This window comes from Proteus sp. HMSC14B05 (assembly GCF_001808035.1).
In the GTDB taxonomy this organism is placed as follows: domain Bacteria; phylum Pseudomonadota; class Gammaproteobacteria; order Enterobacterales; family Enterobacteriaceae; genus Proteus; species Proteus mirabilis.
The window spans coordinates 72,826-85,080 of record NZ_KV791961.1; the positions used below are offsets into that span (position 1 = coordinate 72,826).

Sequence of the window (12,255 nt, forward strand, 5' to 3'; positions counted from 1 at the left end):
AGAATCGGGATAAAGGAGGGCGCCCATGAGTCTAGATATTAACCAGTTAGTCTTGCACCAACTTATTAAGCGTGATGAGCAGACATTAGAAGTGGTACTACGTGATTCACTCTTAGACATTGAGCCGGTTGTTCAAGAGATGGTCGAAGAGTTACATCGTGTTTATAGTGCAAAAAGTAAAGCCTATGGTTTATTTAATGAAGAGAGCGAATTAGCTCAAGCATTACGTTTACAACGTCAAGGTGAAGAAGAATTTTTAGGTTTTTCTCGTGCAGCGACGGTTAGACTTAAAGATGAGTTAGCGAAATACCCTTTTGCTGAAGGGGGAACGGTTCTTTTTTGTCATTATCGTTATCTTGCGGTGGAATATTTATTAATCGCTGTATTGAATAGCTGTAATAGCATGTGGGTCAATGACAGTCTTGATGTATCTTCAACACGCTATTTAGATATTCCTCATGCAGATATTATCGCTCGTATTGATTTAACTGAATGGGAGACTTCACCCGATTCTTTACGTTATTTAACCTTCTTAAAAGGGCGTGTAGGACGCAAAGTTTCAGATTTCTTTATGGACTTTTTAGGGGCGCAAGAAGGTTTAAATACTAAAGTACAAAATAAAGGCTTATTACAAGCGGTTGATGACTTTTGTGAAGCATCAGACATGAATAAACAAGAGCGCCAAACTTGTCGTGAACAAGTCTACAGCTATTGTAATGAGCAATTGCAATCGGGTGAAGAGATTGCATTAACTGAACTTGCACAAGAGTTACCGCCATTAGGTGATCAAAACTTTGCACAGTTTACAGAAGAAAAAGGGTATGAATTAGCGGAAACTTTTCCCGCAGATCGCAGTACATTACGCCAATTAATGAAGTATTCAGGAAGTGGTGGGGGGTTAACGGTTAATTTTGATGCGAAACTGTTGGGGGAAAGAATTTTTTGGGATCCCGCTACCGATACACTGACGATAAAAGGAACTCCACCTAATTTACGCGACCAGTTACAGCGTAGAGTTTCAGAAAAATAGGCAATAGATAGAAACAAATAACGCCACATTAAGTGGCGTTACATGCTCGGCGTCCCGAAAAATAAAGCTCGAAGGTTGGCTTATTAAGCGCGCAGGAAGTCAATATGAGTAATTTTTGGCTTATACTCGTGACGTTGCACTGCTTTAACTTTAACTTTAGTTGCTTTACCATCGATAACGAGGTTAACGAAATCAGCGTAGAACTCAGATTTGTGTTCTTGGTTGATAACTTCGTTGTGATCTAAATCGATAGCGATTGGCTCTTCATTTCCGCCATAAACGATAGCTGGAAAACGGTTAGCCACACGCAGGCGGCGGCTCGCACCCTTACCCTGCTCTTTACGTACTGTTGCATTAATAGTTAACATCTTTTTTCTCTTATGAAAAAGAAAATACATACTTGTTACAGGCGACCCAGCAACAAGCTCGAGATTTGGTTTATCTAAAAACAGATAAAGCGGGGCGCATTTTAACGAAAAAGCACTCTAACAGCAAATATAAATCGACTTTAATATAAGGTATCTGCTTTACGAAAGCGTCCATGATAGTCAAATAACTTATTACGAATTTGCCAAAAGCCATCTTTTTTATTTTTTTGTGCCACAATAAAATCAGGATAACGTAATAAATCAAACTGATTAATAATATCTTGAGCGTTATGCCATACAAAAGGAACGCCAGGGGCGCGCTGGTGTTCGCGTAAAAACTTGAGTTCAAATACTTTACGTTGGGCAGGCGTTTTTAAACGAAATCGTTCTGAAACAGAAGTACCTTCTTCATCATAATAGTTGATTTTAAGCCACTCACCTTTTTCATCTTGACCACTGAGTAATTGCATTCCTCCACAGCGAAGGATAAGGGCGCCTTTTAGCTTTAAAGCAGCTTTGAGCATATCATCAGGATCAACTAGGATTTCATTACAGTGCACACAACGCCGTGCGGCGATATCATTTTCTTCATTACAGTGTGGGCATAATTTAAAACGAAAGCGATAATCACACTGTTTTTTTTGTCCTTGCTCATCAAGCTCCCAACCTTGGCAACGTCGCCCATAGTGCTCAATAATATCGCCATCTGCATCAACTATGCCCCAGAAAGTGTTAGCGAATTGACAGAGAGGACAAAACACTTGTACCGGTTTGCTATTTGGATTGGGTTTTTTACTACCCACTTCAGGAAGATAAAGGTCGTGAGGGTTACCTGCATAATCTAAGATTAAACATTCTGTTTTTCCTGCAAATAACCTTAATCCTCGTCCTACTATTTGTTGATATAAACTGACGGACTCCGTTGGGCGTAAAATAGCAATTAAATCAACATGGGGCGCATCAAAGCCTGTGGTTAATACAGCAACATTAACCATATAACGTAGCTGTTGCTGTTTAAACTGTGAAATTAATGCGTCACGCTCAGAAGAGGGGGTCTCAGCACTGACTAACGCGGCTTGTCCTTGGGGTAATAATGTGAAGATTTCTGTCGCATGTTCGACTGTTGCCGCAAATATCATCACACCACGGCGTTGTTCACCGTATTCAATTATCTGTGACACAATATGGGGTGTAATACGCTGTTGTTTTTTTACTTCGCGATTGAGATCTTCTTGATTAAAAATACCATTTTGGCTCGTTCTAACTTGGCTAAAGTCATATTGCAAAATAGGCATATCTAAACGTGTTGGTGGGACTAAGAAATGGTGACTTATCATGTAGCGTAAAGGTAATTCATAAATACAGTCACGAAAAAAACAATTGTCATCCCCTTTTACCATACCGTGATAGTGATATTGGTAAATCCAACCAGTCGGTAAACGATAAGGAGTAGCAGTTAATCCTAAGATGCGTAATTGGGGGTTAATGGTTTGAAGTTGTTTGATCACTTGTTGGTATTGGCTATCTTCAGACAGACTAATACGGTGACATTCATCAATAATTAATAGAGAAAAAGCATGCTCAAACTGTGATAAGTTGCGTGCTACCGATTGCACACTGCCGAAAACAACCTTGCCTCGACTCTCTTTTTGCTGTAATCCGGCGGCATAAATATCCGCAGATAGACCATAGGCTTCATATTTGCTATGGTTCTGCTCTACTAATTCCTTTACATGTGCTAGAACCAATACCCGCCCACGTGCTCTTTTAGCAAGTTCGGCAATGACTAAGCTTTTTCCAGCACCGGTAGGCAATACAATAAGTGCTGGTGTTTTATGTTGGCGAAAATAAGTGATTGTCGCGTTAACCGCGTCAAGCTGATAAGGTCTGAGTGTAAAAGCCATAACCATACATCAAAAGCAAAACAGAGCACCAGCGTAGCACTTTTTAGCGGTGAGTGCGAACAGAAAGACTGTAATTAAATACAGTGAAAGGCTAAATGATTTAAGGGTAAATTAATTAGTTGTTTTATTGTTAATATTCATTTTTAATAGATGCCTCATATCAGATGGTACTCTTCCATTTTTCAGAGAAATTCATGCGATTAGATAAATTTTTATCCCAGCAATTGGGGATTAGCCGTAATTTAGTAGCTCGTGAACTTAGAGCGGGGCTTGTGACTATAGATGGTGAAATGGTAAAAACAGGTGCGACTAAAATCACACCTGAACAAGAAGTTGCTTATGATGGCAATGTGTTGACACAAATTTTAGGCCCGCGTTATTTTATGTTGAACAAACCTATTGGTTATGTGTGTTCAACGGATGATCCTGTTAACCCCACCATTCTTTATTTTATTGATGAGCCACTAGCACATAAATTACATGCTGCGGGGCGTTTAGATATTGATACTACAGGGTTAGTGCTATTAACCGATAATGGTCAATGGTCTCATCGTATAACGGCACCTAAACATCACTGTGAAAAAACGTATGTCGTAACGTTGGAACAGCCTATTGCTACGGATGTCGCCGAGAAATTTAAAACGGGTGTTCAGTTAAATGGCGAAAAAGAATTGACTAAGCCTGCGACATTGGAAGTAATAACACCGACTGAGGTAAAACTGACCATCAGTGAAGGGAAGTACCATCAAGTTAAACGTATGTTTGCTGCGGTGGGTAATCATGTTGTCGCGTTACATCGAGAGCGTATCGGTGATATCACATTAGATGATGCTTTAGCGCCAGGAGAATACCGACCGCTAACAGAAGAAGAAATCAATAGCATTCATCTACCTAAATAATAATTATATTTTGTCGTTTTTTGGAGTTTAACTGCGTGCAAGAGCAACGTCCGTCGTACTTTAGCCTCATTTTAATATTGGGGCTTATTTCCATGCTTATGCCACTGGCTATCGATATGTACCTGCCAAGTTTACCTACTATAGCACGGGATTTTGGCGTGCCTGGTGGCCAAGTTCAGATGACATTAAGTAGCTATATCTTTGGTTTTGCTATTGGACAAATGGTCTATGGGCCGATGGCAGATAGTCTAGGGCGTAAACCGGTTATTCTAGGTGGTGTGATTGTTTTTGCATTAGCATCGAGCGCTTGTGCATTATCTGACTCGATCGATATGCTAATTGGTATGCGTTTTCTACATGGATTTGCTGCCGCCGCTGCAAGTGTTGTCATTAATGCTTTAATGCGGGATATGTTTTCAAGAGATGAGTTCTCAAGAAGCATGTCATTTGTTGCATTAGTCATGACGATTGCTCCATTATTAGCGCCATTACTTGGTGCTTGGGTGATGAACTGGTTCTCATGGCATGCTATTTTTTGGAGTATCGCTATTGCGGCGATCATTGCTGCTGCATTAATTGCGCTCTATATACCGGAAACTTTGCCCAAACAGCACCGCCAACGCTTTAGCCTACGAGTGACATTTAGTCAATTTATTAGCTTATTTAGAGCACGTCGAGTACTTTGCTATATCCTGGCATCGGGATTTTCTTTTGCAGGGATGTTTTCATTTTTAAGTGCAGGGCCTTTTGTTTATATCGAACTACATGGTATTCCATTCGACCAATTTGGCTTGTACTTTGGTTTTAATATTATTTTCTTGATTGTCATGACCAGTATCAATGGGCGCTATGTGCGCCGATTTGGTGCACTGAATATGTTACGTTTTGGGTTAACTGTGCAGTTTTTAATGGGCATATTCTTAATATTGGTGGTCGCCCTTAATTTACATTTTTACTTCCTTGTTGTGGGAGTGGCTATGTATGTTGGTGGGATAGCCATGATAACCTCAAATGCGATGGCCGTTATTCTTGAAGACTATCCACATATGGCGGGTACGGTATCTTCTTTAGCCGGTACTATCCGTTTTGGTGTGGGGGCTTTAGTTGGAACCGCTATTGCAATGTTACCCGCTAAAACTGAGTGGCCGATGGTGAGTTCGATGGCATTTTGTGTTATCTGTGCCATGAGTTTCTTGTTACTTGCTCGTCGTTATAAATAAGAATATCACGCTATAGATACACTGTATTTATAGCGTTTTCCTTTCTATTTATCTTTAAAATGTCATTATCGCCACGTTTTTCACTAAATATTTCTCTAAATTCTCTCCCTTCAATGTAACTTATTTGATTTGCATCAACACTTAATGTTGTATTTTTGTTAAATTAACTGGGGTTTATTTTAATAATCATCTATTATTGTTTTAGTAATATGAAATATCATGATAAAAATTGATAGATTGTTTTACTTAAATGCGTAAAATTTTATGCAATTATTTTATATAGTTGATAAAATGTTAAATAAATGAAAGAATAATTGAAAAGAGTAATCAGGGCTGATATGAAGGTTGATAAAGGTTAAGCGAAATAAACAGCTTAAAATACCTCTCTCTTTGTAAGATTATTGTAACGTTCATGCTTTATTTTTAACAATATTTTAATATGTGTGTGAGCAAGTCAGTTCAAACTCGTATTGATGATGTATTAAATTAACGTGTTGATGAAACAGGATTGATTTGTGGAAAATGTACAACTTTCGGTGGTTCATAAGCTGCCGCTGAGTTATCGGTGGCTAGCAGGCTTTACAGGCACAAGGGTAGAAATTCTACCTGAGAATGATGCTAGTAGACAAAATACCTTGATTGGCTTAAAACTGCTAAGTCATGATGGTATGACTTTAGATGAGGCAATACAGAACTTACAAAAGTATCTGAATAATCTCAATATTGAAAATGTGATTATTGAGTGGGATGGCGTACCTTGTTTATTTTTACATAGTGATGATGAGTGCGCAGCACTTTGTTGCTTAAAAAATGCAGGGGTTGCAATTGCTGAGCCATTTCCAACAGACTACTCTTATCTGTAGTTCTTTTTTGTTCTTAATGGGTATTTCTCTACGACATATGCACAATCTATTGCTATGTACTTAGATAAAAATACTCACTAACGATGGCTATATGGCTCTGTTATGCAAGAAAAAACAACATAAAAAAGCCCCATACTCAATAAGTATTGGGGCTTTTTTATTGCGATAAGATATAAGGGAAAATTTTATCTTAATGACGCTTGAGAATAGTTATCAGCAAGACTTGTTGTTGTATTATTATCAATGATCCGACGCGCTGTATAGAAACGGTTTTTCCAATAGACATTGGACATTTCAGAAACGATAACACCACTGCTGGTTGATGCGTGAACAAACTTATCATTACCGATATAAATACCAATATGGCGCATAGTGCGACCAGTCTTAAACAGTACTAAGTCACCCGCTTTTAAGGTTGAACGATTAACTTTGGTACCGGCAAATTGCTGATCGGAGGTTGAACGAGGTAATTCGACACCAAATTGATCACGAAAAGTTCTTTGGACAAAAGCGGAACAATCAATACCACTTTTTGTATTGCCACCTAAGCGGTATGCAACACCTTTCCAGTCTGCATATTGGTCAAGTATCTTAGATTTTATATCGAGATTCTTCACCAATGATTCAAATTCATCTTGAGATGCTTGGGAAATAGATGTGCTTGAAGATTTATTAAGTGGGGCAGTTGTTGAATTAGCTAAGCGTGAAGACGCGTTTTGTGAACTACAGGCTGATAACGTAGCTACGACAATAAACGCCGGTATGAGCTTAAGCATTCTCATAAACGGTTTATTTCTCATTGTGACAGATTTCCCTTACATCCTTATGTGCCAGATGAGCACATGAATATTCACCAAATAACCAGAGAATATAGTGTAATTTAACTCTGGCAACCCTATTTCGCGAAAAACGTGCTCTAAAGCACGTAAATATCCACATTAAACAATAAATAATGTGGAAACATAAAAAGTTTACATAAAGAAAAGTCAAATGGCGAGAGGAAAGAGGCTTAATTTACAAAACATTAGATAATAAAGAACGCATACTAAAAATGATTATCTTTTTGTTATAAAACTATCCTTTTACAGATAAAAAATAAGCGCTCAGTAGGGCGCTTATTTTTACTTTTACTTATTTTTTATACTTAATTAGCTAAATGCTTTTTTGCCTTTAAAAGGGAGATGCTCATCTAGCCAATGAATGATGATATCAGAGGCAGGGGTTATTAATAACCAGCTTGTTGTGACTAAAGTAAGCGAGATAGAGCCAACTAAGATATCAGAAGCCCAATGTGCGCCAGCCATAACACGAGGTAATGAAAAAATTACCGTAATTAAAAGAGCGCATAAAAAAGAGCGAAATGAAAGATAACGTAATATAAAGCTACAAAAGATCAGTAGCATCAAACCATGATCGCCAGGAAAGCTATCACCTGATGCATCTTTAGTCGGTATTCCTGTCACTACACCTACGCGGTGCACATCGTGAAAATGAAGTGTTGGGCTAGGTCTTTCGATAGGAATATTTTGTCCAATCTGATTAATTACGATTGCACTTAGCACCATGACTATTCCCACAATAATGAGATGGCGTTTGCCCTGATAATCTTTCTGACGAAAGGTATGGTAATACAACCCTCCCATCGCCAGCAGAATAATCACATCGAATGCTCGATTATTGACATAAGCCACAAACATAGCAAAAGAAGAGTCTGGCAATAGTTGCCGATTAAAAAAATAAAAGATATGTGTATCTATTGAAAGCCAAAACCCATGTTGTGCGGGAAGATACCAAGATAAAAAAAGAGTCAATCCAACCAAATTTAACAGCAAGATAAGAGACAATTTTTGTTTAACAGTAGAAAGTTTCATAAGGATAATTAAAAAATTCGTTGATTAATTGTGATCTAAATCACAAATACTCTAAGTTTATGGCAGGGACTATAGCCAAAATAAAAAAAAATATCTTTGCAATTAATTGCTAAGGCAAATGTTATCTTTTTGTTTCAGTCTTGTTAGCTTCTCTTATCTTGATATAAGTCAAATATAGAATATTTTTTATTGATAGTCTTAATTTGAGTATTTTATAATTTCTTTCTAAACTTTAATCAAAGATAAAAGTTAAATAAATAAAGTTACTAGCCGGTATTAGTTATTAGTTTAATAGCATATTGGCTCGTGGACATTCTGTACTTAAATAAATGAGAGGAGGTTTATTTTGAAAAAGATACCGATAGTTTTAGCATGTCTAGGTCTATTATTAACGGCACCTAGTTTAGCACGTGAAAGTAAAGTGTTAGGCTCAACAACAATTACTTTTGTTGGTGCTATTGTCGAAGGCGGATGTTATGCATCATCAGAAGAAAATACTGTTAAAACAAGTTGTTGGAATGGTAAGGAGATGAAAGACTTCCAATATAAACTAGATGCTAATCAGCAATTTAACTCGCAATTAATTAATAATAAAGGTTTTATGGATATCGAATGGATTAACGATCATCTAGCAGTAATGAATATTGTTTATAATTAGTTAATTAATACTAATAATAAAATAAATTGTGTTAATTAAATAGAAAGTTGATGTTTAAATAATTAGGTTATTAAAGTTATGAATATTTGACTTAAGCTTAAATCAACGTTGATTTTTTATTTATAAATAAAAACCACTCATATTTGATAGACATCAAACATTCTTATTGTGTCTATATGAATGTCATATTTTATTGCTATGATAAAAGTATGTCGAGTAGGCGTGATCCTCATACCTACTGCGCAAACAAGAAGTGAGGTCGTTATGAAAAAATATCTGACCATTTTATGCAGTCTTCTCGTTTCCAGTTCGATATCATTTGCTTGGGCGTCAACAGCACAGCAAACCACAGGACAGATTTATGTACGAGGAGCAATTGTTGATCCAGCTTGTGAAATTAATTTCACACTCGATCAAGCTGAGTACCAATGTTACAAAAATAACAAAGTCTTTACATCAACCCAGTCTATTTTCCCTACCTCTTTTGAACAATCATCATCAATTATACTGCCTCAAAATATGGGGAAAGCTGAAATCCGTTGGATGGATGGCGCTGAAAAAAATGGATTGATTAATGTGCAATATTTTTAATTGTGTATTGACAGGGAATGATTAGGTAAACAAGTCAAATAATCGTTGTCACAGTGGGTTTCTTACGATTATCTGACCTATTTAGCATCACATCAGTAAAATATTACTTTGTGAGGGAGGTTTTTGGCGGTTAATTAATCAGCACGCCCCATATAGCGACGTTCAGCAATATGAATACGGATTTTATCCCCTGTAGAAAGATATTCAGGGACTTGAATGACTAATCCAGTAGGTAGAGTCGCAGGCTTAGTACGAGCGCTCGCTGACGCGCCTTTAATGCCTGGTACTGTTTCGATAATTTCCATATCAACAGTTTGCGGTAACTCTAAAGCTAAAACTTGTCCATCCATAGTTAAGACCTGCATTCCAGCTAAGCCTTCTTCTGGAATAAACAGCAGCTCTTCTTCAATCTGATCTTTTTTGAAGGTGTAAGGTGTATAATCTTCATTGTCCATAAAGACATATTCATCACCATCGATATACGAGAAACTGACTGCACGGCGTGTTAAGTTGATAGTATCGAGGATATCATCCCCTTTAAAACGTTCTTCTACTTTTTGGCCTGTACGAATATCAGTAAAGCGCATTTTATACAAAGTACTTGCACCGCGAGCACTTGGCGCTTGGATGTCGATATCTTTTACCAATAATAATTTATTGTTATAACTGATAGCCATACCGCGCTTAATTTCATTAGCTTTTGCCATAGGTAACCTTCTATAAATAGCATTGACGATAATGGCGACAAAATTACTCGTAGTACTGAAACTTGGCAAGTATTTCGCAATATTTTTTTGGCAGAAGAAGGTTCAAGCCAGCATATTGCTGGCTTGACGGAAGATCAGCGGTAAATAGGTAGGAGATTAAAGTTTGCTAATATGTGTGCAATCGCATTAATTGCACCAAATAAGATCACAAAGATAATCATAAAGGTGCCACCAGGTGCTTTAAAGCTTTGTTGCTGATGACGTTGACGACTGGCTTTTGCCATTAATGCTGGAATTATCGCCGCCCAAATTGTGGCTGCAAGTCCTGCAAAGCCAATAGCATACAAGAAGCCATCAGGAAAAATAATCGCTAAAATAGTAGGTGGTACAAAAGTTACGATGGCCGATTTTAAACGTCCTGTCCCTGTATTTGAGAATTTAAAGAAATCAGCTAAATAATCAAATAACCCTAAAGACACGCCTAAAAATGAACTCGCTAATGCCATATATGAGAACAAGTCTAATAAGAATGAAACGGAAGTATTTGCTGTATTGATACGCATTTGTGCCAGTAAGTTACCAATATTTCCGCCTTCAGCAATGACTTGTTTAAAGCCTTCACGAGGAATATTACCTTGTACAACAAACTGCCATAAAATGTAGATAGCCAGCGAAATCAAGGTACCAATTAATAGACTTTTCATCACGGCTTTACCGTCTTTACGGTAGTAGGTGACTAATCCAGGAATATTGCCGTGATAACCAAAGGAGGTTAATAAATAAGGTAATGCGGCTAGTGCATAAGGTAAATAACTGGCATGGCTTTCTGTTGTATTAAATAATACTGGCATTTTCACTTCGGTAAATAATCCACCGATAGCAAATACAAAAGCCACAATCATACCGCCAATTAATATGGTACTTAAGCGATCAACGGCTCGGGTTGATAACCAAACGAAGAAAGCAACAACAAGGGCAAATACTAAGCCTGCAACGGCTTGTGGCAAGCTAACCACATTAGCAAAATTTTGCACAATGATGGAGCTACCTGCAGAAATATAGGCATAAGTTAAAATATAGAGAACAAAAGCAATAGAAAGACCATTAATGGTACTCCATCCTTTACCTAATAAATCTTTGGTAATAGTATGAAAGCTTGATCCTAGGGGGTAGTGAAGATTAACTTCTAAGATCATTAAGCCAGACATAAATAGGCAAAACCAAGTATAAATGAGTAAAAAGATAGAGCCGGTAAACCACACACCGGAAGTCACAATAGGGATGGAGAACATACCGGCGCCTACCGCCGTACCGGCAATAATCATCGCACCACCGAGTATAGATGGGCGTTTAGCAATGGATGTGACTTCTGACATAACATGTCCTTATAAAAAATGACTCAATGTACTAGCTTGATAGTGTAGAGAATACACGCTTGATCTGAGGGTGTAAATAGAGCACTTCCTTGTTTATTAAATAAAAAAATGAATAAAAATAGTACAATAAGTTTTTATCTTTATATAAATCAATAGGTTAAATTATTTGTGCTCAAAAATAAGCCAAATAGAGTCAAGGAAATTAAATAGAAAAAAGATCACGTTGAATAATAACTAAGTAGGGGAAAACATTATTCTGAATAAAGAATATTCAGAATAATGATGAAGAGTGTTAATTAAGGTTGATAGAAACGTTTACTTTTCCATAAAGCAATAGAATTACGGCTCGCTTCAAAATGGGGTTCAGGTAAATCATCAGGTGAGCACCAGCGTAGTTCAGAACATTTATCTGGCTCCATTAACTTAGGCTCGCCACCTTGATATTGCGCTATCATACAGATAGATACGGTATGTTTACCTTCTAATTGATAAGTTTGTAGATTGTTGCTGATCCCAATCACTTCAGGAGTAGGGATGGTAATGCCAATCTCTTCTTCAATTTCACGAATAGCACATTGCTCAAAGGTTTCCCCCGGATCGACATGGCCACCAAAAATTGACCAATAAGGGGCGTGTTTACCACAGCGTTTACCTAATAATACTTCACCTTTTTCATTGACGATGATCACTCCAACACCAACGACTACAGACATGAGAGACTCCAAAATAGCATACGGATAAAAAAATAGAGGCTTGCGATTTTAGTAC

Annotated in this window: 13 protein-coding genes; 6 read left to right on the top strand and 7 right to left on the bottom strand. The window is 37.4% G+C overall.

Translation table 11 applies throughout. The features are described 5' to 3' along the window. The first annotated feature begins 25 nt into the window (after window positions 1–25). Entirely contained in the window at window positions 26–1,030 is a 1,005-nt protein-coding gene (yejK, locus tag HMPREF3129_RS00885; protein WP_004247043.1) for a nucleoid-associated protein YejK, read from the top strand. A gap of 83 nt (window positions 1,031–1,113) precedes the next feature. Here yejK and rplY read toward each other — a convergent pair whose 3' ends face one another. Then, window positions 1,114–1,398, bottom strand: a complete 285-nt coding sequence (gene rplY, locus HMPREF3129_RS00890) for a 50S ribosomal protein L25 (RefSeq protein WP_004247799.1) — start codon at window positions 1,396–1,398, stop codon at window positions 1,114–1,116. 140 nt (window positions 1,399–1,538) lie between these two features. After that, window positions 1,539–3,302 (bottom strand): DNA repair helicase RadD, encoded by a 1,764-nt coding sequence (locus HMPREF3129_RS00895; RefSeq protein ID WP_004251887.1) that lies wholly within the window; start codon window positions 3,300–3,302, stop codon window positions 1,539–1,541. A 194-nt stretch (window positions 3,303–3,496) separates the two neighbouring features. Between HMPREF3129_RS00895 and rsuA the strand changes: the two genes are divergently transcribed. The 3 genes from rsuA (at window position 3,497) to HMPREF3129_RS00910 (ending at window position 6,284) form a co-directional block, all read left to right on the top strand. After that, window positions 3,497–4,201: a 16S rRNA pseudouridine(516) synthase RsuA gene (rsuA, locus tag HMPREF3129_RS00900; RefSeq protein ID WP_004247801.1), complete on the top strand. Its 705-nt coding sequence runs from the start codon at window positions 3,497–3,499 to the stop codon at window positions 4,199–4,201. Between the two features lie 35 nt (window positions 4,202–4,236). Next, the gene (locus HMPREF3129_RS00905) at window positions 4,237–5,421 is read left to right on the top strand and encodes a Bcr/CflA family multidrug efflux MFS transporter (RefSeq protein ID WP_004247802.1); all 1,185 of its coding nucleotides are present in this window, start codon (window positions 4,237–4,239) and stop codon (window positions 5,419–5,421) included. 515 nt (window positions 5,422–5,936) lie between these two features. Continuing rightward, window positions 5,937–6,284 carry a YejG family protein gene (locus HMPREF3129_RS00910; protein ID WP_004247049.1) on the top strand — a complete coding sequence of 116 codons (348 nt, stop codon included), beginning with the start codon at window positions 5,937–5,939 and terminating at the stop codon, window positions 6,282–6,284. Window positions 6,285–6,469: 185 nt separating this feature from the next. On the opposite strand, the gene mepS is transcribed toward HMPREF3129_RS00910, so the two are convergent. Continuing rightward, on the bottom strand, window positions 6,470–7,084 hold the full coding sequence (mepS, locus tag HMPREF3129_RS00915) for a bifunctional murein DD-endopeptidase/murein LD-carboxypeptidase (protein ID WP_004247050.1): 615 nt from the start codon (window positions 7,082–7,084) through the stop codon (window positions 6,470–6,472). A gap of 348 nt (window positions 7,085–7,432) precedes the next feature. Further along, window positions 7,433–8,155, bottom strand: a complete 723-nt coding sequence (locus HMPREF3129_RS00920) for a phosphatase PAP2 family protein (RefSeq protein WP_004247803.1) — start codon at window positions 8,153–8,155, stop codon at window positions 7,433–7,435. A gap of 346 nt (window positions 8,156–8,501) precedes the next feature. Between HMPREF3129_RS00920 and HMPREF3129_RS00925 the strand changes: the two genes are divergently transcribed. Beyond that, window positions 8,502–8,813 (top strand): hypothetical protein, encoded by a 312-nt coding sequence (locus tag HMPREF3129_RS00925; RefSeq protein WP_004247804.1) that lies wholly within the window; start codon window positions 8,502–8,504, stop codon window positions 8,811–8,813. Between the two features lie 264 nt (window positions 8,814–9,077). Beyond that, entirely contained in the window at window positions 9,078–9,404 is a 327-nt protein-coding gene (locus tag HMPREF3129_RS00930; protein ID WP_004247806.1) for a hypothetical protein, read from the top strand. A gap of 134 nt (window positions 9,405–9,538) precedes the next feature. On the opposite strand, the gene yeiP is transcribed toward HMPREF3129_RS00930, so the two are convergent. The 3 genes from yeiP to HMPREF3129_RS00945 all read right to left on the bottom strand — a co-directional run bounded on the left by yeiP (window position 9,539) and on the right by HMPREF3129_RS00945 (window position 12,200). Further along, window positions 9,539–10,111, bottom strand: coding sequence for an elongation factor P-like protein YeiP (gene yeiP, locus HMPREF3129_RS00935; protein ID WP_004247807.1), 573 nt, complete (start codon window positions 10,109–10,111; stop codon window positions 9,539–9,541). A gap of 134 nt (window positions 10,112–10,245) precedes the next feature. Then, window positions 10,246–11,487 carry a tryptophan permease gene (mtr, locus tag HMPREF3129_RS00940; protein ID WP_004247056.1) on the bottom strand — a complete coding sequence of 414 codons (1,242 nt, stop codon included), beginning with the start codon at window positions 11,485–11,487 and terminating at the stop codon, window positions 10,246–10,248. 296 nt (window positions 11,488–11,783) lie between these two features. After that, a complete protein-coding gene (locus HMPREF3129_RS00945; RefSeq protein WP_004247058.1) occupies window positions 11,784–12,200 on the bottom strand; it encodes a nucleotide triphosphate diphosphatase NUDT15 in 417 nt (138 codons plus the stop codon). Window positions 12,201–12,255: the final 55 nt, after the last annotated feature.

What these genes read in the sequence shown, in the direction of transcription:
- yejK (WP_004247043.1), top strand. Translation starts at nt 26, where the DNA reads ATGAGTCTAGATATTAACCAGTTAGTCTTGCACCAACTTATTAAGCGT.
- rplY (WP_004247799.1), bottom strand. Translation starts at nt 1,398, where the DNA reads ATGTTAACTATTAATGCAACAGTACGTAAAGAGCAGGGTAAGGGTGCG.
- HMPREF3129_RS00895 (WP_004251887.1), bottom strand. Translation starts at nt 3,302, where the DNA reads ATGGCTTTTACACTCAGACCTTATCAGCTTGACGCGGTTAACGCGACA.
- rsuA (WP_004247801.1), top strand. Translation starts at nt 3,497, where the DNA reads ATGCGATTAGATAAATTTTTATCCCAGCAATTGGGGATTAGCCGTAAT.
- mepS (WP_004247050.1), bottom strand. Translation starts at nt 7,084, where the DNA reads ATGAGAAATAAACCGTTTATGAGAATGCTTAAGCTCATACCGGCGTTT.
- HMPREF3129_RS00920 (WP_004247803.1), bottom strand. Translation starts at nt 8,155, where the DNA reads ATGAAACTTTCTACTGTTAAACAAAAATTGTCTCTTATCTTGCTGTTA.
- HMPREF3129_RS00930 (WP_004247806.1), top strand. Translation starts at nt 9,078, where the DNA reads ATGAAAAAATATCTGACCATTTTATGCAGTCTTCTCGTTTCCAGTTCG.
- yeiP (WP_004247807.1), bottom strand. Translation starts at nt 10,111, where the DNA reads ATGGCAAAAGCTAATGAAATTAAGCGCGGTATGGCTATCAGTTATAAC.
- mtr (WP_004247056.1), bottom strand. Translation starts at nt 11,487, where the DNA reads ATGTCAGAAGTCACATCCATTGCTAAACGCCCATCTATACTCGGTGGT.
- HMPREF3129_RS00945 (WP_004247058.1), bottom strand. Translation starts at nt 12,200, where the DNA reads ATGTCTGTAGTCGTTGGTGTTGGAGTGATCATCGTCAATGAAAAAGGT.